General features: G+C 36.0%; 26 protein-coding genes and 1 tRNA gene. 22 read left to right on the forward strand and 5 right to left on the reverse strand.

Annotated features, from left to right (window positions below; all coding sequences use genetic code 11):
* The first annotated feature begins 139 nt into the window (after positions 1-139).
* Positions 140-1,249: a beta-propeller fold lactonase family protein gene (locus N3I35_17385; protein MCX8131856.1), complete on the forward strand. Its 1,110-nt coding sequence runs from the start codon at positions 140-142 to the stop codon at positions 1,247-1,249.
* Positions 1,250-1,455: 206 nt separating this feature from the next.
* Positions 1,456-2,091 carry a class I SAM-dependent methyltransferase gene (locus N3I35_17390; protein ID MCX8131857.1) on the forward strand — a complete coding sequence of 212 codons (636 nt, stop codon included), beginning with the start codon at positions 1,456-1,458 and terminating at the stop codon, positions 2,089-2,091.
* Between the two features lie 8 nt (positions 2,092-2,099).
* On the opposite strand, the gene N3I35_17395 is transcribed toward N3I35_17390, so the two are convergent.
* The gene (locus N3I35_17395; GenBank protein ID MCX8131858.1) at positions 2,100-2,657 is read right to left on the reverse strand and encodes a VTT domain-containing protein; all 558 of its coding nucleotides are present in this window, start codon (positions 2,655-2,657) and stop codon (positions 2,100-2,102) included.
* Between the two features lie 184 nt (positions 2,658-2,841).
* On the opposite strand from N3I35_17395, the gene N3I35_17400 reads away from it, so the two are divergent.
* Together N3I35_17400 and rpoN are read left to right on the forward strand one after the other, a co-directional pair.
* Complete coding sequence (locus N3I35_17400) at positions 2,842-4,125, forward strand: trypsin-like peptidase domain-containing protein (protein MCX8131859.1); 1,284 nt, start codon at positions 2,842-2,844, stop codon at positions 4,123-4,125.
* A gap of 190 nt (positions 4,126-4,315) precedes the next feature.
* Positions 4,316-5,653 (forward strand): RNA polymerase factor sigma-54, encoded by a 1,338-nt coding sequence (rpoN, locus tag N3I35_17405; protein MCX8131860.1) that lies wholly within the window; start codon positions 4,316-4,318, stop codon positions 5,651-5,653.
* A 62-nt stretch (positions 5,654-5,715) separates the two neighbouring features.
* Here rpoN and N3I35_17410 read toward each other — a convergent pair whose 3' ends face one another.
* A complete protein-coding gene (locus tag N3I35_17410) occupies positions 5,716-6,969 on the reverse strand; it encodes a DNA polymerase IV (protein MCX8131861.1) in 1,254 nt (417 codons plus the stop codon).
* 217 nt (positions 6,970-7,186) lie between these two features.
* Here N3I35_17410 and N3I35_17415 point away from each other — a divergent pair, with 217 nt between their 5' ends.
* The 7 genes from N3I35_17415 (at position 7,187) to N3I35_17445 (ending at position 11,884) form a co-directional block, all read left to right on the forward strand.
* The gene (locus N3I35_17415; protein MCX8131862.1) at positions 7,187-7,450 is read left to right on the forward strand and encodes a hypothetical protein; all 264 of its coding nucleotides are present in this window, start codon (positions 7,187-7,189) and stop codon (positions 7,448-7,450) included.
* Between the two features lie 313 nt (positions 7,451-7,763).
* Entirely contained in the window at positions 7,764-8,765 is a 1,002-nt protein-coding gene (locus N3I35_17420) for a 2-hydroxyacyl-CoA dehydratase (GenBank protein ID MCX8131863.1), read from the forward strand.
* Complete coding sequence (locus N3I35_17425) at positions 8,762-9,523, forward strand: acyl-CoA dehydratase activase (GenBank protein ID MCX8131864.1); 762 nt, start codon at positions 8,762-8,764, stop codon at positions 9,521-9,523. Before N3I35_17420 ends, N3I35_17425 begins: the two co-directional genes overlap by 4 nt.
* Positions 9,523-10,212: a 7-cyano-7-deazaguanine synthase QueC gene (queC, locus tag N3I35_17430; protein MCX8131865.1), complete on the forward strand. Its 690-nt coding sequence runs from the start codon at positions 9,523-9,525 to the stop codon at positions 10,210-10,212. The genes N3I35_17425 and queC overlap by 1 nt, the downstream gene beginning before the upstream one ends.
* Positions 10,213-10,256: 44 nt before the next feature.
* The gene (locus N3I35_17435) at positions 10,257-10,721 is read left to right on the forward strand and encodes a QueT transporter family protein (protein ID MCX8131866.1); all 465 of its coding nucleotides are present in this window, start codon (positions 10,257-10,259) and stop codon (positions 10,719-10,721) included.
* Positions 10,722-10,903: 182 nt separating this feature from the next.
* Positions 10,904-11,311: a hypothetical protein gene (locus N3I35_17440; protein ID MCX8131867.1), complete on the forward strand. Its 408-nt coding sequence runs from the start codon at positions 10,904-10,906 to the stop codon at positions 11,309-11,311.
* 12 nt (positions 11,312-11,323) lie between these two features.
* On the forward strand, positions 11,324-11,884 hold the full coding sequence (locus tag N3I35_17445; GenBank protein MCX8131868.1) for a VanZ family protein: 561 nt from the start codon (positions 11,324-11,326) through the stop codon (positions 11,882-11,884).
* Between the two features lie 239 nt (positions 11,885-12,123).
* Here the strand turns inward: N3I35_17445 and N3I35_17450 are convergent, their stop codons facing one another.
* Positions 12,124-12,252 (reverse strand): cyclic lactone autoinducer peptide, encoded by a 129-nt coding sequence (locus tag N3I35_17450; GenBank protein ID MCX8131869.1) that lies wholly within the window; start codon positions 12,250-12,252, stop codon positions 12,124-12,126.
* Positions 12,253-12,279: 27 nt separating this feature from the next.
* Complete coding sequence (locus tag N3I35_17455; GenBank protein ID MCX8131870.1) at positions 12,280-13,092, reverse strand: hypothetical protein; 813 nt, start codon at positions 13,090-13,092, stop codon at positions 12,280-12,282.
* A 556-nt stretch (positions 13,093-13,648) separates the two neighbouring features.
* Here N3I35_17455 and N3I35_17460 point away from each other — a divergent pair.
* The 5 genes from N3I35_17460 to N3I35_17480 all read left to right on the forward strand — a co-directional run bounded on the left by N3I35_17460 (position 13,649) and on the right by N3I35_17480 (position 21,134).
* Positions 13,649-14,341 (forward strand): SAM-dependent methyltransferase, encoded by a 693-nt coding sequence (locus N3I35_17460; GenBank protein ID MCX8131871.1) that lies wholly within the window; start codon positions 13,649-13,651, stop codon positions 14,339-14,341.
* A gap of 124 nt (positions 14,342-14,465) precedes the next feature.
* Complete coding sequence (locus tag N3I35_17465; protein MCX8131872.1) at positions 14,466-15,404, forward strand: response regulator; 939 nt, start codon at positions 14,466-14,468, stop codon at positions 15,402-15,404.
* A gap of 204 nt (positions 15,405-15,608) precedes the next feature.
* Complete coding sequence (locus N3I35_17470) at positions 15,609-18,761, forward strand: ATP-binding protein (GenBank protein MCX8131873.1); 3,153 nt, start codon at positions 15,609-15,611, stop codon at positions 18,759-18,761.
* Positions 18,762-18,967: 206 nt separating this feature from the next.
* A complete protein-coding gene (locus tag N3I35_17475) occupies positions 18,968-19,870 on the forward strand; it encodes a radical SAM protein (GenBank protein MCX8131874.1) in 903 nt (300 codons plus the stop codon).
* A 10-nt stretch (positions 19,871-19,880) separates the two neighbouring features.
* On the forward strand, positions 19,881-21,134 hold the full coding sequence (locus N3I35_17480) for a radical SAM protein (protein MCX8131875.1): 1,254 nt from the start codon (positions 19,881-19,883) through the stop codon (positions 21,132-21,134).
* Between the two features lie 237 nt (positions 21,135-21,371).
* Here N3I35_17480 and N3I35_17485 read toward each other — a convergent pair.
* Positions 21,372-21,447 (reverse strand) — tRNA-Lys (locus N3I35_17485).
* Positions 21,448-21,898: 451 nt separating this feature from the next.
* Here N3I35_17485 and N3I35_17490 point away from each other — a divergent pair.
* From N3I35_17490 to N3I35_17515, 6 genes are all read left to right on the forward strand, one after another.
* On the forward strand, positions 21,899-23,074 hold the full coding sequence (locus tag N3I35_17490) for a sensor histidine kinase (GenBank protein MCX8131876.1): 1,176 nt from the start codon (positions 21,899-21,901) through the stop codon (positions 23,072-23,074).
* Positions 23,067-23,717: a response regulator transcription factor gene (locus tag N3I35_17495; GenBank protein ID MCX8131877.1), complete on the forward strand. Its 651-nt coding sequence runs from the start codon at positions 23,067-23,069 to the stop codon at positions 23,715-23,717. Before N3I35_17490 ends, N3I35_17495 begins: the two co-directional genes overlap by 8 nt.
* Before the next feature lie 232 nt (positions 23,718-23,949).
* Positions 23,950-24,132 carry a Flp family type IVb pilin gene (locus tag N3I35_17500; protein ID MCX8131878.1) on the forward strand — a complete coding sequence of 61 codons (183 nt, stop codon included), beginning with the start codon at positions 23,950-23,952 and terminating at the stop codon, positions 24,130-24,132.
* Positions 24,133-24,231: 99 nt separating this feature from the next.
* Complete coding sequence (locus N3I35_17505) at positions 24,232-24,399, forward strand: Flp family type IVb pilin (GenBank protein MCX8131879.1); 168 nt, start codon at positions 24,232-24,234, stop codon at positions 24,397-24,399.
* Positions 24,400-24,485: 86 nt separating this feature from the next.
* Positions 24,486-24,881, forward strand: a complete 396-nt coding sequence (locus tag N3I35_17510) for a pilus assembly protein (GenBank protein MCX8131880.1) — start codon at positions 24,486-24,488, stop codon at positions 24,879-24,881.
* Between the two features lie 27 nt (positions 24,882-24,908).
* Positions 24,909-25,826: a hypothetical protein gene (locus N3I35_17515; GenBank protein ID MCX8131881.1), complete on the forward strand. Its 918-nt coding sequence runs from the start codon at positions 24,909-24,911 to the stop codon at positions 25,824-25,826.
* Positions 25,827-25,848 lie beyond the last annotated feature (22 nt).

Consider the following 25,848-nt stretch of genomic DNA (forward strand, 5'->3'; position numbering starts at 1 on the left):
GGAAGTGTGTTTGACATAATATGAATGTATTCTAAGAAGTACAGGCTGCGATAAGTCAATAAACCTTATGTGTGCATGGCGGTTATTTTTTTTAAAGTAGCAAATAATAAGTTTGAAAAATTCAATCGGAGGAATTGCTATGAAAAAATCGACACAAATGTTACTTGTTACTTTATTATCAACAATAACTATCACAGCCTGTAACCCCAGGACACTTCAGCAATCCCCGCAGCAAAACAATACTGATTCCGCCCAAACTCAACAAACGCCGCAGCAAAACACAGCACAGAGGCCTATGGGGAATATGACCGAATATTATGTGTATACTGCAAATGAGGACGACTCGTCAGTATCTGTCATAAACATGGCTACCATGCAGACTACTGTTACTGTACCAGTCGGACAGAGTCCGCATAATGTACAGGTTACACCTGATGGTAATTTTGTTTATGTTGTAGAAAATAAAAGCAATTCAATATCTGCCATAGATACGAAGACGAATACAGTTACTAAAACTATAAAAGTCGGCGAGGGGCCAAGTCACATCATTTTTTCACCTGATTCCAAGAAAGCGTATGTCACTGTAGGCGAGATGGCTGAAAGCGCTGGGATGAAAAGCGGAGATGCTCATATGGGTGGCTCTGATACTAAGGGAAATGTATATGTTGTTGACCTGGCAAGTGGTAAAGTGACTGCTAAAATTCCTGTTGGACAGATGCCACATGGCTTAAGGATGTCACCAGATGGGAAGTATATATTTGTAGCTAATTCAAACTCAAATAATATATCGGTGATTGATGTTTCGGCAAATAAGGTAAGTAAAACAATAAAAGTGGGTAAAATGCCTACTCAGGTTGCCGTTACCCCTGATAGCAAGCTGGTATTTGTGACTATCGGTGATGAGAATAGAGTTGATGTTATAGATGTTTCTACACTAGAGGTTAAGAAACTTATAGCAGTAGGCGGAAATCCGGTGCAAAATTTTGTCACTCCCGATGGAAAATATGTATATGTTGCAAATACAGGAACTTCAAATGTCAGCGTAATAAATACTGCAACCCTTGAAGTCACTGCTACAATTCCTGCAGCCTCTAAATCTCACGGAGCAGTAGTATCAAAGGATGGAAAGAATGTATTTATAACAAATACAGGAGCAAATAGCGTCTCGGTGGTCGATACATCATCAAATACTGTGGTAGGCACTGTAGCTGTAGGTAAAGGGCCGAACGGCATAACGATAAAGGAATGATAACGTAAACTATTCTTGCAGTAACCCGGATTTGGTTTGTTGAGGGATGATTTTAGTGGGACTATAAACAAGCAAGAAACACGAAAATAGGCTGGAATATTGATGAAAGCAAGGTAAGAAAGTAACATTACCTTGTTTTTCTTATTAGTACGTATGATCTGAGAAATATTGTCTGAGGTAAGAATAATAGTGAAGGGAAGATTGACATGGAAAATAAAACAGAAAAAATCAGGAAGAGATACAACAGAGCAGCCGGTTTTTTTGATATGACAGAAAAGATGATGGAAGGCGGCAAGATGGGAGAGTGGAGAAAAATGATATGGGAAGAGGCCAAGGGTAAGGTACTTGAAGTAGGTGTGGGGACAGGAAAAAATATTCAGTATTACCCCAAGGATGCAGAGATTATAGCCATAGATTTCAGTGAGAAAATGCTGGAGAGGGCCAGACATAAGGTCGAAAAGCTTGGAAGAAAGGTCGATTTACGGCTAATGGATGTTCAGAAACTGGATTTTCCGGATGAAACCTTTGACACAGTGATGACTACTTGTGTATTTTGCTCGGTTCCTGATCCGGTAAAGGGTCTGGGAGAGATACGAAGGGTTTGTAAAAAGGATGGGAAAATCATAATGCTTGAGCATGTCAGAAGCAAGAAACCTTTTATAGGTTTTTTTATGGATATACTTAATCCTGTGGTAGTAAGGATAGTAGGTGCAAATATAAACAGGAATACGGTTGATAATCTGGAGAAAGCAGGATTGACTGTAGAATTGGAAACAAACCTCATGATGGATATTGTAAAACATTTGAAGTGCTCAAGAGATGGGACCGGGAAAGTTACCTGATACTGTTATTAATGAGCCTTATCATTCCTTTTCAGAAGAATTGTAATTATAATGATTGAAACAAGAGTAATGGAGAGTCTGAGCCAATTGCCATTGAAGTTGATAATGTCATTATTTATAAGAGACTCCAATGCGATGGATGGGAGTTTGCCTAGAGCGGATGCAATTATAAATATGGGATAGCTGACATTGGATATAGCACCTGCAAGAGTTACAAACCCTGAAGGTATAAAAGGTATAAGCCTGCCTTGAAATATCAGCAAGCCAGCTTTAATTCCACCGGATGATATTATTATGTCGAGCAGGGAATGCTTTTTGCCAATACTTCCAGCCATATCCTTCAATCCCATCCTATATAGGTGAAATGAAACCCAAGCTCCGATCACTTCTCCACTCCAGGAAATAAAGAAACCCCAGTATGGTCCGAAAGTTAATATGTTAGCACCTGTAACAAAGAATGAGGGAAGTATACCAATGACGGCAATTATAGTGCTCAATGCAATGCTTCCGAGGATAGCAAATATGCCTAACCTTTCTAGAAATTCTGCAGTATATTGGACAAACATTTGTTAGCTATTCCTTTCGATCAATCTTTCATACCGGAAAAAGTCCGGTATCAGTAGGATTCTAGCATATTTCATATATTCTTAAAAGTTTTTTCACATATTATTCAAATATTCTTCATTAAATCTCCATAAAATCCTTCTAATATAAAGATATGAGATAAACAAATACAAAGGGGTGTTTATTATGGATGATAAGTTCTTTTTGAATAATGATGAGTATACTGTTATAAATCTGGATGAGAACAAAGATTTCGAAAAACAAAATTCAGTGTACGCAAGACCGAGGTACGAAAGACAAAGCAGGAAATCCGGCTTCAAAACATATATAGCTTTAGTGCTGACAACAGCTATGGTCACCAGTGCAGCAGTAGGAGGCGTGCTCTTTACGAAATTTTCAAATGAATTGAAAAAGCAAACTGCTTTAATTCAGAAAGCAGGGATAGTATCTAATGTGAATAACACTAATGCTGAAATAGAAAATAAAAATATAGTTAAGACTGCACTTGCAAAAGGGTCTCCTGTAACTGAAATAGCTAAGAAGGTAGGACCGTCAATCGTAGGGATACGAATGACGGTTGCTAACCAGCAGACAGGATACTTAAGCAATGGACTCGGCGGATCGAAAGCTGAAGGCTCAGGTGTAATCATCAGCGAGGATGGATACATAATGACAAACTACCACGTGGTTCAGTATGCAGATACTAAGCTGCGGACAAGCAAGAATACTACACTGGAAGTTTTTTTACCTGACAAGCGGCAGGCTAAAGCCAAATTCATCGGTGGGGACAGTAAGAATGATTTAGCAGTTATAAAGATTGAGCTGGATAACCTTCCTGTTGCAGAACTTGGGAATTCATCAAAACTGGAAGTAGGAGAAACGGCAATTGCAATAGGAAATCCTTTGGGAATGGAGTTTGCAGGATCTGTAACGGTTGGAGTAGTAAGCGCTTTGAATAGAGTAGTAGAAACTGAAGATAAGACAATGAGCCTCATCCAGACTGATGCAGCCATAAATCCTGGAAACAGTGGTGGAGCACTGGTGAATTCTCAAGGACAGGTTATAGGAATAAACACCATAAAGATATCGGAAGCAGGGGTTGAAGGATTAGGGTTTGCTATACCTATAAATGATGCAAAACCCATAGTGGATCAGTTGGTGATGTTCGGATATGTAAAAGGCAGGCCTCTCATCGGAATATCAGGGAAGGAGATTACAGAAGTACTTGCATCTCAATACGACTTACCTGTTGGGGTTTACATCATGGAAGTTACTGCCGGCAGTGGAGCGGATAAAGCAGGACTTGAAAAAGGAGATATCCTGGTAAGTATTGCAGGGAAGGAAGTAAAGACGATGAAAGACCTTGATGCAATAAAGAAGAGATATAAGGCAGGAGATACAGTAGACGCAGCTGTTGTAAGGGATGGAGTCAAAATTATTTTAAAGCTGACTTTCTCAGAGGAGAAGTAATTTAACCTCTTGTGCCAGTTAATTTATATAGAAACTAAGGTGAAATATCCTTAGTTTTCTATTTTCAAAATAAAATCAATTCAAGTAGAAATCATTAACATATTACAATTTTCTATTCTTCATTAAATCTTCACATCAGAGTTATATCATACTATCAAATACATGATAGCATGGAAATTAGGTGATTGGAATGGATGTTTTTTTAGACAATCAAATAAATCAAAGTCAACAACTTCATATGACACCTAAAATAATGGAAGAGTTACAAATACTTCAGATGTCTGCTATTGAGCTTGAGCAGTATATTGAGGATGCAATGGTTGATAATCCGCTGCTTGAAGAGGAAGAGCATGGTGATGAGGTTGAAAATTTTATAGAGTTAAATGCAAATGATTGTGAATCAGATGATTATGATGATATTAATCCGCAAAGCAAACCGGAGTTTTCAGCTTACTTTAAAAGTGGAATTCTGCTAAAAGAGTACTTGATGATGCAGTTAAAGGAGTTGAAATTGGAACCTCAAATTAGAAAAGCGGCTGCATATATAATTGAAAGTATTGATGAACAGGGATATTTCAAATTAAGTATTAAGAGGTCAGCTGGAATAATAAGGGTTTCTGAAATTGATATGAAAGCCGGGCTAAAATGCGTTCAGAATATGGAGCCTTCAGGAATAGGTGCAAGGAATCTTGAAGAATGTCTTTTAATCCAGCTTAGAGATAAAGAAATCGATAACAGCTTGATAAGAAGTATCATAATGAATCATCTGGCAGCAATCAGTGAAAGAAAGTATACCTTGATTTCTAAAACATTAGGTGTTTCCATCGAAGAAGTAATCGGGATTCATAATATAATCAGAACGCTAAGCCCTAAACCAGGTGTTGGGTTTAGTGCAGGAAAAATTGAATATATAAAACCTGAACTTGAAGTACGTAATATTAATAGTGAATTTTCGGTAATGTTTTTAAATGATAATTCTCCTTCGCTCAGGATTAATCGCAGTTATATAAGCCTTTTGAAGTCAGAGCCGGTTAGCAGTGATATTACCAGTTATATAAAAGCCAGACTTTCAAAGGCATTGGACATTGTTCGCGCCATAGAAAAAAGAAGAAAGACCATATTGGATATTACTGACTTTATAGTTACGCATCAGAGGGAATTTTTTTTGAAGGGCTGTAACTTCCTGAAACCTTTGACTATGAAGATGGTTGCTGATAGTGTAGGAGTACATGAATCTACTGTCAGCAGAACTGTGAATGGCAAGTATATACAAACTCCAATGGGAGTGTATGAGTTAAGATTCTTTTTTTCTTCTGCATTAGACGAAAGTTTATCTTCTAGCGGAGTAAAGAATATGATTAAAAGAATTATTATAGCTGAGAATAAGTCCAGACCTTTAAGTGATGAGCAGATAAGAAGATTACTGGAGGAAAAAGGAATTAAGATTGCAAGGCGGACAGTTTCAAAGTACAGGGAGGAATTATCCATATTGCCTGCACAAAAAAGAAACAGGTACCCCAGTTTTTGACAAACAATAAAGATACCATGCAGTTGCCAGCTAATCTATTATATGCTTTTGGATGTTATATTTTATAGGATAGAACTCATTACAAAATTGTTTTCTTCAGTAATTCCGCCGGTTATGGGAGATAGCCTGGAGTGTAGGAATGTGGACCTAAATACAGATTTGGTACCGAATTTTATCCTTAAGTTATCAATAGTCCTGTCTATTTTCCTTTGCTTTTCAAAATTGTTTTCAAGCAGTGAAAGCTGGACGAATTCATTGGTACAGAGGTCGCTTACACGCACACCAAGGTGCCTTATGGGCTGCCCTTTCCATGCTTTGTCAAAAAGCCTGCATGCCTCATGGTATATTTGGTTAGTACAGTCAGTGGGCACATACAACTTTTTTTGGTGTGAGTATGAAAGCAGTTCATTAGTCCTCATGCTTACAGATACGAGCCTGCAGCAGAACCCCCCATGCCTTAACCTCATTGCTACCATTTCTGTAAGTGATAGCAAAACCTTGTAGGCTGTTTCTCTGTCTTCTACATCAAAATGTATAGTAGTACCATTTCCTATTCCTTTTATATATGGTATGGAACCACCCGGGGTAACTTCTGAGTCTTCTATGCCATTTGCATACTGCCATAACATAATTCCCCATGATTTCAGCTTATATTGCAACTGCTGCAAGTCAGAATTTGCGAGATCTCCAATTGTATAGATACCCATTGAATGAAGTTTGGGTGCGGTTTGCCTTCCGCACATATATAAGTCTTCAACAGGTAATGGCCAAAGCTTTGTTTGCATTTCTTCCGGGAAGCAGGTTATAACTTTATTCGGTTTTACCAAATCTCCTCCCATTTTAGCCAGCAGCTTATTACTAGATATTCCGATATTGACGCTGTAGCCTAATTCACTTCTAATACGCTCCTTTATTATATAGGCTGTCTGGATAGGATCTCCCAAAATCTTTTCCATACCGGTATAGTCTAAAAAACATTCGTCTATACTGAAAATTTGTATCCGGTCGCTGTATTCCCGTAAGATTTCCAGCATTGCACTTGAGCATTGCATATAGAGGAGGTAATCAGGGGGAACTATAACCAGGTTGGGGCACTTCCTTTTAGCCTGAATAACAGGCTCTCCGGTTTGTATTTTAAATTTTTTAGCAGGAATGCTTTTTGCAAGGACAATCCCATGACGCGTTTCTTGATTTCCCCCTACAATACTCGGTATTTCGCGAAAATCAATAGTGGCGCCATGCTGAAGTGCATGAACTGCTGACCAGGATAAAAAAGCGCTATTTACATCTATGTGGAATATAATCCTTTTACTCATAAGTTTTCCACCTCATATATAATATTATAACCCCGAACACGTGTTCGTGCAAACATTTATTTTAAAATATGGGGTAAATATGCCGTTTTTTTGAGGTTCTGCTCATTTTGTTTAGAAAAGCTTAACTTTACAAGAAGTAATTTCCCATATATAATAGAATACGAACATGTGTTCTGTAATATATTAGTAGTAGGATATGTAATAGGTGGTGTAGCAGATGAAGGTATATATGAAGCCAATAAAAATGATATGCATGTCAAATGAAAACGGAGCAGTTACCCCTATAAGGTTTCAAATCAAGGATGACAGCAAGGAGTTAATTACTATAAAGGTGGATAGTATCACACAGAGCAGTGAAGAGAAGCTGGCCGGGAACAAGATGCTTATCTACAGATGCCAAAGCGAAATAGAGGGGGTTGAAAAGGTGTATGAACTGAAGTACGAGATAAGTACCTGCAAATGGTATCTGTATAAGTTCTGAATAAGCACAAGTTAAAAAACTAATGTCAGTGTGTCTAAACCATATGACTGTAGTGAGTCCTAATAGTGGTATTTACATAGGGATTATTATTGGTTAAATCTGATAGCAGTTACATAGATTTTGAATTGACATGTAAAACAGGAACATGTTATATTTAACAATAGTACAGTTAAATAAGACAGTTCGAAACCATCCTGTCTATAAACAAAACTACGGACTCGCTATCGGTAAGATAGCTTATTTTGTTTATAGGGGGCGTATGCCCTTTTTTTTGTTGTATAAAAAATCGTCTTGCTTTGCGGAGGTGATATTGATGAAAACCATAGGGATTACCACAACAGTACCGGTTGAGGTGCTGATAGCAGCAGGATATAAAGTAATTGATCTAAACAATCTTTTCATATCGTCTGAGTCGTATGGCCAATATATAGACTGTGCGGAGAGGGAGGGCTTTCCCAAAAGCTCATGCGCATGGATAAAAGGTATATACGGCGCCTGCATAAAGAATGGAATAGATGAGGTAGTGGGAGTTGTGGAAGGGGACTGTTCAAACACCAGAGCGCTGTTGGAGGTTCTCAAAGGCAGGGGTATCAAGCTTAAGGCTTTTTCTTATCCCCACAGCCATACATTAAGTGATGTCACTCTGGCAATCAACAGTTTTATGGAGATGTTTGGCGTATCTTTAGAACAGGTGGAAGCTGTACGCAGGCATTTGAATGACATCAGACAGTATGCAAAAGTTATTGATGAGCTTACTCATATACACAATAAAGCTACCGGCTTTGAAAACCACATCTGTCAGGTTGTGCTTAGTGATTTCGGCAGTGATATTTCCAGATGTTCCCGTATGCTTGAAAAAAGAATATCGGAGATAGTGAAAAGGCCTCTCAGAGAGGAAACAATCCGTCTTGGCTTTATCGGAGTGCCTCCAATGACCTGTGATATTTATGAATATGTGGAAAAGTTCAATTCACGCTTTGTTTTTAATGAGGTGCAGAGAGAATTTGCTTTTCCAAGGGCGGCGGAAGCAAAAGACATTTACGGGCAGTATTTTGATTATACCTATCCTTATGACATGAGTTTCCGGCTGCGGGAAATAAAAAAACAGATAAAAATAAGAAAGCTGGATGGAATTATCCACTATACTCAGGCGTTTTGCCACAGAGCAATAGAGGACATTGTAATAAAAAGGCATTTGGATATTCCTGTTCTGACTATTGAGGGTGACAAGTCAAATTGCCTTGAGTCCAGGACAAAGTTAAGACTTGAGGCCTTTCTGGATATGCTGTCGGATATGAAGGAGGTTGCAGTTTGAAAGTACTGGGGATTGATTTGGGAAGCAGAGAAGTCAAAATCGTAGTAATGGATGCTCAAAATATAATTTACAGGAACAAAATCAGTACCATGATGTTTTACAGGGACTTCTGTACATACAGGGGAAAGCTTGAGGTTGATATGAACAAGCTTGATGTACGGGGGATAGAAGCTGCTGTTTCAACCGGGTACGGAAGAAATAATACAGATATCGGCATGTTTAAAGCCATCAACGAAATAAAGGCCCACGTGTATGGCGCGTTATTCCAGACCGGATTAAAGGACTTTATCCTTTTGGATATAGGCGGTCAGGATGTGAAAGTGGTAAAAGTGGAAAAAGGCATCATAACGGATTTGGAACTGAATGAAAAATGTGCTGCTTCTTGCGGAAGATACCTGGAAAACATGGCGGCAGTGCTTGAGATAAGCCTTGACGAAATGTCCGGACATTATCAAAATCCTGTAGAACTGAATTCCACCTGTTCTGTTTTCTCAGAGTCGGAACTGATCGGAAGGATAGCAGAAGGATATAAAACCGAACAGCTTTGCGCCGGGGTTAACTACTCGCTTTATAAACGGCTAAGGCCGCTGCTAAAAAAATTCAGCGGTAAAAGTCTTGTAATGTCGGGTGGAGTAGCAAGGAACAATGCCCTTGCAGAATACCTGAAAAATGATTATGACGAAATTGTTATTCTTTACGATCCCCAATTTAACGGGGCTATAGGCTGCTGCAATTACATGGAAAGGAAGAAGCAGTAATGGAAAAAGCTGTTGTTTTACTGTCGGGGGGGCTAGACTCGGCTACCGTGTTGTATCTGGCAAAGCAGGAGGGGTATGAAGTATATGCGTTGTCTTTTGACTATGGGCAGAGGCACTTCAGAGAATTGGATTGTGCCGTGAGGTTGGCTGAAATGGCCGGGGTCAAGGAGCATATAACAATCAAAACCTATATGGATGCCTGGGGAGGGTCTGCCCTTACCGATAAAGGTATCGAAGTTCCGCAGGGAAATCCGGAAAGCAGCAGTATTCCCGTAACCTATGTACCTGCCAGAAACATGATATTCCTCGCTTATGCTGCGTCATATGCAGAAGTGAAAGGAGCACAGGATATTTTTATCGGTGTCAGCGAGGTTGATTACTCAGGCTATGTAGACTGCCGAAAAGAGTTTATTGAAGAGATGGAAAGAGCCGTGAATCTTGGTACCGTATGTGCAGTTGAGCACGGCAGAAAAATCACAATACGTGCACCCTTTATAAATATGAAAAAATTTGAGGAGATACAGCTTGGAATGAAGCTTGGAGTTGATTACAGCAGTACCTGGACGTGCTACAGAGGAGATGAATACGCCTGTGGAGTCTGCGACAGCTGCAGGTTGAGGATAAAGGCTTTTAGAGATGCAGGGTTTGAAGACCCTGTAAGATACAAGCAAAGTTTTACGGATAAATAAGTTTATTCAAATTCATTTATTATGAGCCGGAAATGGAGAAAAAAATGAAGCCTGTGAGGAAGTTAACGATTTCTGCTATAATAATAGCGTTATATGTGGTTATAATGTTTATAACCCAGAGTTTTGCTTTCGGCCAATATCAGATAAGGATTGCAACAGCGATGTATGCACTGAGCTACAAATATCCGTTCCTTATCATTCCTTTGGGGATATCAAACTTCCTGAGCAATACACTTATGGGAGGACTCGGACCTCTGGATATGATAGGAGGAACCATAGTAGGCATCATTACATCAGGGGCTGTTTATCTGATAAGAAGGATGAAACTAAACGAGTGGTTTATTGTGGTGCCTATTATTTTCGGGCCGGGGCTTATGGTTCCCCTCTGGCTGTCCTACCTGCTGCCTGTGCCGTATAAGCTGCTGGCTTTAAGCATCTGCATAGGGCAGATAGTACCTGCAATTACAGGTGTTTTGTTGATCAAGGCTTTAAGAAAAGTTCTAGGGTAAAAATTAGAGGATTATTACTATCAACTTACTTAATACAGTTGCTAAGTTCGTAGTCTATTCTCCATAAAATATTACTAAATTTTTTATTTTAGCGAACGACAAAAAAATGTCAATTTTTACAATATATACATGATATAATCGAAAATACTAATAATTAAACTAAACTTAAGGGGGATATTATCATGAAAAGAAAATTATTAGGTATTTTTGCGGGTGTTATAATAACATCGTCACTGTTAATGGTTGCTGTTCAGGCAAGTAGTTATGATACTTGGTTTTCATTTGATAGCAATGTTCGTGGTGAAACGCGTTCATTTGATGGACAGAATATTGGATTTTCAGCAACTGCTGTGTCATCGCCTTTTGTTCATACATTTAATAAAACATATTCTGTTAAACTAAAACGTTCCAATTTTTTCACTGATGACACTATAGGAATAGTAACAATGAATAGAGACACTAAAAGTACAGCTAAATGGACTAATGTAGGAAGTGGTAACTATTATGTAGAGTTGTCAAAGGCTGTCGATGGAGTAACATTAACTGCAGGAAGCTCATCCAATCCGACAGTAAGCTTCTATAACTACTAGAAAGGGAATTTCATGTTAAAAGCATTGTTATTACAATTGATTTCTGTTGTTGTTTATGTAGCATTTTTAGTAATTGGCATAAAGAGAAAGGTGCCTTTTAAAAAGCAAATTGTTTTCTTTTTATTTTACTTTTACATAGTGGGTGTTGTATCAGTAACAATGTTCCCATTGCCGATACACTCTATAGATATAGAATTTTTAAAGACAACACGCTATCTTAAAAATAATTTTGTTCCGCTTAAAAGTATTGGGGGCATGATTAAAGATGGCAATACCCATACGGTAATAAGACAAATAATTGGCAATATTATACTTTTTATTCCAATGGGAGCCTTGCTCCCTATGAATTTCAAAAGCTTGTTTAGTTTTAAAAGGGTAGCATTAGTCGGATTTCTGGCTTCTGTTGCTATCGAACTGTTGCAGTTTTTGATATCATTTATAATAGGAGCAACCTACAAGATTACGGATGTAGATGACATATTACTCAATTTTGTAGGGTGTATAGTTGGATACCTACTCTTTAGATTGTCTATTCCAATTCTAAAAAAAAGCGTTACAAAAACGACTTTTTAGAATAGTTTAATAAAAGCTAACAAACCATATAAGTAGCCGTAAATAGAATAAGACCCTATTTATGGCTACTTATATGGTTTTGCTCACAAAAAATAAAAGTACAAATAACATAAAACACCCTTCAAATTGCCGGGTATTGATAAAATTCAGGTAATATTGAATGACTTATGAAGCAAGAGAGATTAAATACAATAAATCGGACTTACATGAAATTTAAAGAAGAGGGCATGACACTGCTGTTAACTAAGGCGTCTAATGCACTTTGGCTCACGTGGCTGGTAGAAGAGCCATCTACAGGTAAAAAGTGCTGATGTAGTTGATATAAGTGTTATTATAACTGTTACGGTTTTTAGAAATTTAAATTTCATAATTATCCCACCTTTTTAGTTTAGTGATTAGCTGTAGTATTTTCTCTCTTTTAATGTTAAGTCAATCAATTCTGCTGCATAACCGGAATTACCCTCTTCAATTAACTGCTTAATTCTGGATAGGTCAAAGTTATATAAATAGGATTCAAACAATAGTTTTTTTTCTATACGCATAAGTCTAAATACGGTAAAAGCAGAAAATAGTATAGTAATAAAAGCATTTATAAGTAATATTATGGTTTCTTTGTTGCTCTTAACCTGCTCAATATTAAAAAGATATTCAATCTGATACATACACATTAATATAATTAGTATACAGGGTAATAGTAATAATACTTCGCTTTTAGTCAGGCTTTTTACTTCAATATGGATTTTCTTAAAATGACAAATGCAGTAAAGTGTTCCAATCTGAAGTATTCTGGTGGGTAATGTCAGAAGTGTTACATATATTATACTGTGATAAACTTGGTTTGCAGCTAAATTAAAGATTTTTGATAAAATAATCAGTGATATCGATTCTCCAATAATTATTATAATTGAAGAAACTATTAAGCCACCGATGTACTTAGCGATGTTATGTTTAAACAAAACATTTATAATTATTAAGTTTATAAATGTTAAAACTAAGAATTTTATTGTATTCGAGCCTTCCATGTTAAGCACATAAATGACACAGCATGCGGTCATCAACAATATGGTTACAATGAATTTTGCGGCATACCCCGACTTTCTGAAATTAAAAACATCCTTGTATCCTGACACAGACAGACATATTGTCAATACAAAAAATTCTTCCGGTATGGTTATGAGTAAAATTGGCCATATAGAAAATGAATCCATCAGTATCACTTCCCCCCAGTAAAATTGCAGAATTATCTATATACTTTATTATAACACAGTAATTGTAAATATAATATAAAATTTGGAAATTTTCCATTTTGCAACAAGGAATACTGTAATATATATGCTGTAGAGGCTCAAAAAAAGGATATCAACGGATGCGGAAGGCAGTAAAACTACGGGCATGACAGGGCAAATCGTATAAAATCCGGTTTGCTTCAACAGCCATATTATAAAAAACAGCTATATGTAATACTGGGAAATAATGTTATTGCAGTTTAAAGATAAAGAAAACTGGAAAGGTGGATACTCAAGTTCTTATTTCTAAAAAAGATGTTTACACTGGGAATAAATTAACATATAATAGCTTAAAATATGGTTAAAATGATGAACAGGAAGAGTAGATACAGGTTGAAATCACAGAGAGTTGCTGCTGATGGAAATACGATATGGATGTTTGTATTAAATGGGCTTGTGAGCAGGAGAAATACCTCTTGTCCTATTTTAGGGCAAGAGTTTTTTTATTATCTGAGAAAAATTATTTTGGAGGTGCAAAATGGCACTCAAATATGAATCAGTTGTCCCTTGGGGGAGGTCTTTTGAGGAATATGTCGATATGTTCAACTTAACTCAATCCGATCTGGATAAGAGCATTTTAGGTTGTGGTGACGGTCCAGCCGGCTTTAACAGCAGCATGAAACAAAAAGGAAAAAAGGTAATATCGGTTGATCCGGTTTATCAGTTCAGCGGCGAGGATATTGCCCGGCGTATTGAAGAAACATATCATAATGTTATTAACCAGACCAGACAAAACCGGGATAAGTTTATATGGTCAAAAATTAAAACTGTTGAAGACCTAGGGGAAGTAAGGATGGCGGCTATGAAGGAGTTTTTATCAGATTATGAAGAGGGAAGGAAAGAAGGCCGGTATGTATTTGCGGGATTACCGGTACTGCCGTTTCAGGATAATCAGTTTGAGCTGTCATTGGCTTCACATTTTCTTTTTTTGTATACTGACAATCTGTCGCTGGATTTTCATTTGCAATCAATAAGTGAAATGCTGCGGGTTTCCAAAGAGATCAGGATATTTCCTTTAGTAGATGTAAATGCGGTAAGATCACCTTATGTAAATGAAATCATCTTCAAATATAAAAACTATGGTTATGATGTAGAGGAAGAAAAGGTAGGTTATGAGTTTCAAAAAGGTGGAAATACTATGCTGCGCATTTCAGGCGGGGAAAAGAAATAAAGAGCAGAGAGTTATGGCAGGACAGGAAAAAGTATGTAAAATAATCTGAAAAATACATAAATCAAGGAGGGATTTTATCATTTAGTGTAGAAAAATATAGCATACATTTATGCGAGGTATACTTATGAAAATATTTATTTCATATTCACATAAAAACAGAAGTATTGTTGATGAGATAGATGAAACGTTTATTAAATACGGGTTAAGCTTAGTAAGAGATATCCGCGATTTAGTATATACTCAAAGTATAAGGGAATTTATGAAGCATAATGTTCAGAAATCGGATTATGTTTTGATGCTGGTCAGTGAACATTACCTGAAGTCAAGAATGTGTATGTATGAAGTTATGGAACTTCTTAAGGATGAATACTATACTAACCGCATATTACCTATTGTTACCATTGATTCGCATATTTTTGAAGATGAGATGATTTTCGAGTATTACAAGTACTGGAAAGGTAAGTATTTGGAGTATAGCAAAATAATTGATGCTGTTGATAAAGTCGCCTCAATGCCATTTATTGAAGAATTTAAAGAACATGAAAATATAGTAAATAATATAACTAGGTTTCTTTTTGATATTAGAGACAGGAACTGTATATTGATAAATGAAAAAGAAAAAATAAATCTGGAGAAGCTTCTAAATAAACTCGGTATTTCGACAAGCAATGAAAAAATAACTCCAAAGAAAACCATCCTGTTAGTAGATGATAATATAGAATACCGTAATTTGCTAAAAATCCATCTGAATAATGTATTTGACTATAAAATCATTGATGCCTCAAACGGACTTGAGGCATTGGAGATCGTTGCAAGCATGGATATAGACTTAGTTATAACGGATATAATCATGCCGGTTCTGGACGGTATTGGTTTACTGGAAGAAATGAAGCGGATAAATAAAAAAATTCCGACTATTGTTGTTTCTGCAATTAGCCAGGAGACTTTTATTGAGAGGGCAGTTTCCCTTGGAGCAAAATATTATATTATCAAACCCTTTGATGTTGAAAAACTCATCGAAAAAGTGTCAGATTTTATAGATTCAGGAAATGAGATTTTGTGAGACAACGGATACATAAGAAATACTAGTAGTACTTAGGAGTGTCATGTGAGAAGCTTGTAACTGCACAGTTACAAGCTTTTGGTTCGTTATAGGGTCGCAAGTATCTGTAATTACCATTTAGTAATATTGGTCATATTATGTAAAATTTTCTTGTAGAAATAAGGAAAATTATATAAAATATTATAAAGGAAGGTGGGGGAGCTATTGCGGAATTTATTTACTCTTGCAGAAAATAAGGCTGATTTATCAAGGGATTTACCTGAATTCAAGAGTTTTTCATTACTAGGGCTTAAAGAAAAGATTGAGAGTATAGTTGAAATGATTGGCAAGGTAGAAAACTTATTCTCTACCTATACTTTACATAACATGAAGCACATAAACTCTATGTTAGAAATGCTTGACTGGTTAATTCCTGATAATACAAAGGAAAAGATGAGTCCTGTAGATTGGCTATTAATTGTATTGTCCATTTACTTGCATGATTTGGGGATGTTTGTAAGCAAAGATGAATTCTATAAGAGGGAAAGCAATAAAGATTTTAAGAAATTTGTATCCGATATTGAATCAAACGTTGAATATGTCGATTACTTACTGAGGCTAAAAAGTCTGTCTGCTAATGAGAGAGAGTGTTTTCTTTATCAGGAATATGTCAGAAAGAATCATGCTTTAAGAGTTAAGGAATGGATATTAGGAAAGGTTTCTTATTTCTACAGTGATTCCCTGAATGTTTTGATTTGTGAATTACAAGATTCCCTAAGAAATTTGCCTAAAAGATTTCTTTTAAACTTAGCAAATGTTTGTGAAAGCCATGATAGTGATAATTTAGATAATTATGAATTATTTCCGCTATATGAAAGATACGGGAGCAACCGGTACGAATATGCAAATGTTCAATATGCGGCATTGATTCTCAGGACTGCTGATCTACTTCATATAACAAAAGACAGAACCCCATCGACAATGTACAAACTGATTAACATATCAGACCCTAGAGGTATAGATGCATGGCAGACACATATGGGAACTACTGCCGTTTATATGAAATGCAAGAAATATAACCCGAGTGATACTGATACTCATGTCATAGTAGTTAAGGCAGATTTTTCGGAGGAAACACCATTTTTTTCATTAACACAGTATTTGGCGTATGCCGATGAGCAACTGAAACAAACAAAAAGATGGGCAGAAAACAGTAGTAAAATTGAAGATGCTAAAGAATATTGCTTTCCTTGGCATAAAATTGAAGGTGACATTAGTGTTGAAGGAAATTCTCCTCAACCGTTAAAGTTTGAGTTAGACAGGGGTAAGTTGTTAGACCTTCTTGTCGGACATACATTGTATAACGATCCTATGGTTGCAATCAGAGAGCTGATGCAGAACGCCATTGATGCTGTAAGGTATCAATTCTACCTGGATAAGAAAATCACAATTGATAAGAAGGATACTCCTGTTATGGGAAGAGTTCAGGTAGAATGGAACCCGTCAGAAAGGGAATTGGTAATTAAGGACAATGGTATTGGAATGGATGAAGACGTAATAAAATACCATTTAATGCGTGTAGGCTCCTCTTTCTATAACAACCCTGTTTTTCTAAGCCAGAATAGCGATTTTTCACCTATTTCAAGATTTGGCATCGGAATATTAACATGTTTTATGATATCGGACGATATAGAAATAATCACGTGCAAAAATTCCTCCGGGCATCGGATAAAAATGCGTTCGGTACATGCAAATTATCTTTTGAAGCCTCTACTTAAAGGCGCAAAGGAACTGGAAGACATTGAACCACATGGAACAAGAATCAAGCTAAAAATACGTCCTTCAATCGACTTAAGCAGTAGAAGCATACACGAAATATTGAAATACTGGATAATTTTGCCTGAGTGTGAAGTTGTTTATAGAGAACTGGATAAACCGGAAGAAAATATAGGATTTAGATGCCTACAAGATGCATTGAAGCATTTTTACCCGGAGAAATTTATTCATAAGGAAGGTATCGAGTCAAGATATGATATAGTAAGTTATGACGAAAACAAAGGCGAAAAAGTTTTTGAATTAGCCTTTACTACTCTAAAAGGGCATTATCCTGAGAAAACAGTAGTTTCCGGAAGTATTAGTAGTGCTAATAGTACTCCTGCTGTGTGCGTTGAAGGTATAAGGGTTTCTGATGAATTGCCAGGATTTGATGAAGGAAAGATTTGTGCAATATTGTCGATAAGAGGTAATTCAAAACTAAGAACAACTGTTTCTCGTTCGGATTTGGAGTATGACGATGAATACTATTCAGTAGCGAAAAACTGTGCAAAGTTGCTTTTTAGGCATGTTGCTGACGAAGTCAGGAGGATATCAGGTCATAGTAACAATCCATTATCCCAAGCATCTTCAGCAGGGTATTTTGTATATATGTCCATTATAGAATGTACTTCGGAACAGGAAATAGTGGAATATCTGGAAAAATTGCTTGAAGATCTGCCACTGGTAGTTATAGAACAGGTTGAGAAAGAGAAGAACGGATATAATGTAAATAGAAAACTGGTATCTTTGAACGAATTAATGGATATGGGCTCATTTTGGACTATTGAATCAAGGCTGGTTGATAATCTGGGAACTATATCAAGGGATATTGGTAAGGAAATGAGTATAAATGATTTCTTAATTAAGAATGCGCCAGAACTGTTTACACCGGAAATAAATCCTGTTGTTTTGGATCTATATGAAAACATTAAAGAAAAGCTTATTTTATCACATGATATAGAAAAGGTAATTTTTAGTAGGAAGCATCAGCGGACATCAATAAAATGGGTAAAAAATTCTTCAGAGATTGATAAAAAATTAAAAGAAATCCTTACTGAAGATTTTATTATTGATGTTCTGAAAGATTTCAGAAATAAAGACATTGATTTCTGGAGGATGCTAAAAGAAACCAACTACATAGATTTGATTGTAGGAAATAAAATCGCTGCTATAGAAGGGGATATTGAAGATATTATCATTGTAAATACAAGAATAATAAAAGTGCTAAAAAAGGACAGCAGATTGGACTACTTATGGGTTTCAATTAAACAAGCCCTTATTACACTGTATCTGGAAAGAAATTACCATGAATTTTCGATAATATTAGCCAGTACATATTTGTTTAAAAAGCTATATGAAGGCGAGCTTTTTGCTCTGCGTTTACGGAGACGCCCAGGTGAAGAGTATAAAATATGGTTTGAGCTGATTCCGACAGCAAATAATATTTTATCTAAACTTGGGTATAATGTAAGATTTCCTGATAATCCTACTAAGCTTGATAAAGAAGATGAAAAGATTTTTGATGCTACTGATTATTGGAGGGATTGGTTCCATCTGGAGTAAATGTGAAACCACGATATTATCTTGGCGCAAAACTTAGATTCATTATATTTTCCGGCAGAAATATTGAAAATTATGTAGAAATTTGATATAACACATTTAGCGTAATAATAAATCCCGAGATTAGAGTTCTTGGGATTTATTACTTAACTAAAAAAATGCTAAAGAGAAAAGGATTTAAAGCCACTTTACAAGAAGGGGGAATCAATATAAAGGCGAGTTCATTCATAAAGTTCGCTTTGTTTGGAACAACTACTATTCTATTTAAGAAAAGGAAACCAATCCTTGCCACAATTATACTTACAGATAAATGTAATTTGACATGTAAACACTGTGCAGTTAATAACATCAATTGCAAAATATATCCATATAAAAGCATTGTTCAAGAAATGCATATGCTTCATAAACAAGGAATACGAATATTATTTTTTTGTGGGGGTGAAACCTTTCTCTGGGAAGATGATGGGAAAAACATCAGAGATTTAGTGGTTGAGGCAAAAAAAATAGGGTTTCTTATCGTAAATGTTGTTACAAACGGAACATTCAAAATTGATTTGCCTGAGGCAGATTTAGTACTTCTAAGTTTAGATGGAGCAAAAGAAAACCATAACAGGATAAGAGGGGATACGTATGACAAAATAATAAACAATATTAGCAATGCGACCTCAAATAATATATGCTTGTATATGGCAATTAACAAAATAAACTTTAACGATATAGAAGAAGTAAGCCGGATTTCAAGGGAGCAGAAGAACATAAGGGCTGTTTCATTTAACTTCCATACTCCATACCCTAATACGGAATACTTGTGCTTAAGTGTAGAAGAAAAGAAAAATGCATGTAAACGTATTGAATGCTTAATCAAACAGGGTTATCCTATCTTTAACCTCAAAAGTGCCTTCAAATACATAGTCAATAATAGCTTCCGCACTCCCTGCTATCAATGTTTGGTTATCGAAGACGGCAAACAGTATATCTGCGGCAGGTGTGTGGATATAGAGGGATTGTGTGAAAAATGCGGCTACTTTTTTGCTGCTGAATATGCAATGGTTTTTGACGGAAATATCAACGTTATTATCGATATGCTAAGAACATATCTAAAATATATTTAGGGGAATTGAAATGTTATTAACTTCATTATTAAGAATTCTGTTGACTAGGTCATTTAAAGCGTTTACTTTTAAAGGCAGATATTCTAACCAGCTAAATTTTGCGAGTATGAAAAATTTGGGACTATATGTCCATATACCTTTTTGTAAATCAATTTGTAGTTTTTGCCCATATTGCAAAGAACTGTATGATGAAAAATTAGCTTTAAGGTATAAAGATACATTAATGAAAGAAATAGATTTGGTTTGTAAAGGCATGCGCGGGAAAAAAGCTGTGACGAGTCTCTATTTCGGGGGCGGAACGCCTACATTATTAATAGATAGCCTTTCTGAAATTATTCAAAAGCTTAAAGAATATTTTGAAATCAATGATGGTGTAGGAGTTGAAATTCACCCAGATGAAGTAACTGACGAGATATTAGGTAAGTTGCAAAATGCAGGTGTTTCTATGGTGAGTATCGGAGTACAATCATTTAATGAAGAATGTTTACAAAAATTGGGGAGAAAACATATAGGGATTGAGGAAAAACTTAGTTTATTAAAGAAATATAGCTTTTCAGTTATTGACATGGATTTGATTTTTGGAATTCCAGGTCAAGACAAACAAACGCTTAAAAACGATATTGAGACAGCTTTTAGATGTGGAGCAACCCAAATCTCAACGTATCCATTTATAGATTTTACATTTGCAAATAATGAGTATAAACCATTATCTCATAAAGAAAAAAGAGTTATGCTTGAATACCTAAACGAGTTGTGTTCAAAGCCGGAAATTAACCGAACTTCCGTATGGACATTCGCAAAAAGTAAAACAGGAAAATATTCATCAGTTACAAGAGATACATTTTTAGGATTTGGTGTATCAGCTACAACACTCTTACAAGACATCTTTAAGATCAACACATTTTCTGTACAGGAATATATTAATCGTGTTTACAGTAATAATTTGCCTACAGCTTTAACTCTTAATTTTACTAAAAGACAGAGAGCGGTTTACTATCTTTTCTGGAGTGCATATAGCCTTCATATAAACGGAGACGCTTTTGAAAGACTAATAGGTAAGCCGATCACAAAAATGTTTGGCATAGAGTTTTTTATTGCAAAAAAATTAGGTTTGTTAATTAAAGAAAATAATACGTACTACTTAACTAATAAGGCAGCATATATATATCATTATTTAGAACAGAAATACACAACGGCTTATATCGATAAGATGTGGAATATATCTAGAAAGATAGCGTTTCCAGAAAAAATAGAGTTAAAGTAAAATATTATTGAAAAAAGACTTGTTGATGTTGTATTAAGAAGGGGCTTTAATGAATTAACTATTCCAAAATGGAAATCTTTTTTTGAGATTAAGCAGTATTTTGATAATAAAATTAATGGTGATATATATAAAGTGTTACAGGTTTAGCAAATAAGCATACTTAAGAGAATTTTTAGACTTTGTCCCCAAAACACGAAAAAAGACTTCCAAGTATAATCTTGGAAGCCTTCATTTCTTTGGTGCGCCATCGGGGACTCGAACCCAGGACACCCTGATTAAGAGTCAGGTGCTCTACCAACTGAGCTAATGGCGCTTATCTCTCTCGGACACTTTTATATTATAAGAGCAAAGGTGCTACTTGTCAACTGTAAATTTTAAGAATTCTTATATTTTTATGTTTTGACTATATGTATAATATTCCGATTTTCATAAGAAAATATCTATGGTATAATGTTACAAAGGAATTATATACTTTTATGCAGAATAATACTTATTGCTATCAACTCTGGGTTTCATAACCTTTTTGTAAGAGTTGGCGGAATACTCAGTTTATTTCATAAGTACGTATTCTGATATATCCGGTTTTATCTATTATATAAATCCAAAATAAAATTTAATTATTGCAGCTACACCATATTTTTGCCGATATTACGCGAAATATATATGGAACTGCCGGTTTAAGTCTGTAATATTCTGTATAATATGGTCGGAGAAGAGAGTGTAATAAGGGATAGAAACTTCTTGCTTTCAATGTGAGGTAAAAAATGACTAGTCACAAGCTTGATGTGGTAAAACTTGATAAGATAGTAAAAAAAACTATTGAAGCGATAAATTCATCAAAAAGTGAAATTTTTGATATAGCCGAAGGTGCCAGAAAAGAGTGCAAGAGGCTTGAAGAAGAGTTGAATCAGCTGAAAACTCAGGTTAAAGAACTTATAGAAAACGTTGAAGTCATTGAAGCTGAGTTGAAGGAGAGCAAAAGAAAACTGCTGCTGGTAAATAAAAACTATGAAAGATATAGTCAGGAAGAGCTAAAGGAGGCTTATGAAAAAGCCGATAACCTTCGTATAGAGTTGGCAGTAAAACGTGAACAGGAGCAGTTTTTTATTAAGCGCCGGAATGACCTTGAAGTGAGGATAAAGGAATCCTATAAGACAGTACAGAAGGCGGACAACCTCATTACCCACGTTGGAGTGGCATTGGGGTACCTGACAGGAGATCTGCAGGAACTGAGCGTACAGCTTGAAGATATCCAGCAAAGGCAGCTAATGGGATTAAGAATTATTAAAGCCCAGGAGGAAGAGCGCCAGAGAGTGGCAAGAGATATCCACGACGGTCCTGCTCAATCCATGTCAAACGTCGTATTAAAGGCTGAAATATGCGAAAGACTTATTGATGTAGATATTATCAAGGCAAAGGTGGAACTTAACAATCTTAAAAAGATTGTCAGAGAAAGCCTGCAGGACGTAAGGAAGATTATTTACAATCTAAGACCTATGTCTTTGGATGACCTTGGGTTGGTGCCTACTCTTCAAAGGTATATAATGACCTTTCAGGAGGATACCGGTATTTCGGTAGCTTTCAAAACCAGAGGCTTGTTTGATGATATAAGGCCTGTTATAGCTTTAACGGTGTTCAGAATTGTTCAGGAAGCAATGAGTAATATAAAAAAGCACGCTGCTGCACAAAATGCTGTGATAAACCTTGAATTCTTTGAAAAGGATTTAAAACTCTATATTTATGATGACGGGAGAGGCTTTAATACGGATGACTTAAAGGTCAAAAGTGAAGATATAAACGGTGGTTTTGGGCTGTTCAGCATGAAGGAGAGAATTGATCTTTTAAGCGGAGAGTTTAAAATAAATTCTGAGCCGGGTAAAGGTACAAGAATAAACATAACTATTCCTTTGTTGCAGGAAGAGGAGGTCAAACATGAGTAAGATAAGGGTTTTGATAGCTGATGATCACTCAATGGTCAGACAGGGGCTGAAGCAAATTCTGGAGCTTGAAGATGATATTACTGTCGTGGCGCAGGCTTCAAACGGAAGTGAAGCTGTAAGACTTTCAAAAGAGCAAAAACCTGATGTTGTGCTGATGGATATAAACATGCCTACATTGAACGGTTTACAGGCAATAAAGGAAATCAAAGATGAGAAGCTTGCTTCAAAAGTAATTGTATTAACAATACATGAGGACAGGGAATACCTGTTCAAAACTATACAAATGGGAGCGGAAGGTTATGTGCTGAAAGATGCAGAGCCTTCAGTCCTGATAGAAGCTATCAGAAGTGTACATCAGGGGCAGTCATATATACAGGCCAATATGACGAAGGAACTTGTAAAGGAATTTAACAGGGTTACTCTTCACGAAAAGGATAAAAATGATGAAAACAGTCTTACTTCAAGAGAAATTGAAGTACTTGAGCTCATAGCGGAAGGTATGATAAACAAGGAGATTGCAAAACAACTTTACATAAGTGAAAAAACTGTAAAAAACCATGTATCGAATATTTTTAAAAAGCTCAACGTATCAGACAGGACTCAGGCTGCAATATATGCATTCAAGCATAACATAAAAACCTGAAAGCACGAAAACCAGTTTGGTTTATAAACATAATAGTCAACTATATTCATAGGCTGATAGTAAAAAAGTCCCGGGAAGTAAGTACTTATAAGTACTTACTTCCCGTTTTGTTTCTAGGAAAAATATATTATGTAATTAAGTTATTTTGACGCATGGTTTTAAAAGCTCTATGGTTTTATAATTATACTATGATACAAAACAGGACAGAGCAGATGAAGGAGGGGTTGCTTGTGTGACAGAGAAACTTGCCGTATATCTGGAGAGATATATAAAGAAAAGAAAGGGACAGGGGATAGTTGAGTATTTATTTATAGTATCCCTCATAGCACTGGTTGTAATACTATCATTGACGGCATTGGGTCTGGCTGTTTCAAACTTCTTCACATCTCTTACTAATTTTCTGAGTGCAATATGACATCTAAAAGAACATAAAACAATCTAACGCTAACCACTAAAGAGAAATCAGCATTAAAAGAAAATGGAAAAAATCATTTATGTGAAAGGTGGTAATTTTATGATGAAAATGTTGAAAGCTATGTCAAGAAACAAAAAAGGACAAGGTATGGTTGAATACGGTTTGATTATTGGTTTGATAGCAGTTGTCGTAATTACTCTTTTAACAACTATGGGTACACAGATCAGAGGCTTCTTCCAGACTATAGTCACTGCTCTCGGAGGCTGACATGACTATGCAAAAATGCCCTATCTGGCAGCAGGTAGGGCATTTTTAGAATTTACAGGCAAACCAGGTTCATTGGAGGTGAAGTAATGTACTGTTTAAAAAGAAAAAAACAGGGAGGCCAGTCGGTTGTAGAAACAGCGCTTGTACTACCAATAATCATAGTTATTTTGATGGGTATTATAGACTTTGGATTGCTGTTTAACAACTACCTGATCATGTCTAATGCTTCCAGGGAAGCCGCAAGAAGTGCTGCTGTGGGTTTGACGGATGTTCAAATCAGAGTAGTAGTGACCAATCTTACAGTTTCATTGCAGCAAACAAAGCTAAGAACTACTATCTATCCTTCAGAATCCATCAGGAAAAAGGGTGACGAAGTATCCGTAACAATAGAGTATGAGAACATGTTGCTGACACCGATAATCGGTTCAATAATTCCAAATCCGGTACATTTGAAGAGTAAAACCGTGATGAGGATGGAATAAATTCTACAGGTACAAAGGATGATCGGTATGGGTAAAGAAAAATTGAGTGTAAAATGCTTTATAAATAATAAAGGGAGCACCCCGATAATCATAATATGTACTACGCTTATAGTAATATTGGGATCCGCGGTAATCGCTGACATAGCCTATGCTGCTGTTGAAAATTTCAGGCTCAAGAAGGGTGCGGAAAAATCAGCCAGATACGGTGCAGAGTTATTGATTACCGATAGAAGTAATGCTGAAAATATGATTAGGAAATATGCAGTAAAAACCATCAGTGAATTGAACGAGCTTGATATAAATATATCCGGCAATTCAAAAGAATTGACTGTAAAGCTCGAAAAACCTTTTGGATACATCTTTTTGCAATTAATAGGATTTAAAGAAAAACAGATAAAAGCAAAATGCACCGCAAGAGTATCAAATGTCTGTTCGGTAGTAGGAATAAGACCTTTTGCTATAACAAGGCAGAAGTTTATATATGGGAAGGAATATGTCCTTTCTAATAAGAAATCGGACGAAAATATTGTTTCAATAATTCCTATAGATCTGGGAAAACGCAGTTTAAAAGCAAATATTGTGTACGGTTATAGGAAATCACTACAGGTAGGAGACGGTGTGTATGCCTTAAAGGATAACATATACAATAGCACAAAGGAGGGATTTAAGACATTTTTTGAAATATACGGAGATACAAAAAAAAATTATTCCGGTAGTACAATAAATGAAAAAATGATAGTGATTTTGCCGGTAGTAGATAAGTTTGGACTGTCGGGAGAAAGTACTATGGAAATAAAAGGCTTTACTGCTTTTTTTATTAAGGGCTTTGAAGAATATAAAGGCTATATAAAGTTAAGAGGAACTTTCTTGAGGAAAACAATAAAGGGAAGTACCAGTGATGGTATAGAAGATTTTGGCCTTACGGGTATAAGGATTGTCCATTGATTAGTTATTACCAGTTTCTTAA

The organism is Clostridia bacterium (assembly GCA_026414765.1).
In the GTDB taxonomy this organism is placed as follows: Bacteria; Bacillota; Clostridia; order Acetivibrionales; family DSM-27016; genus SKW86.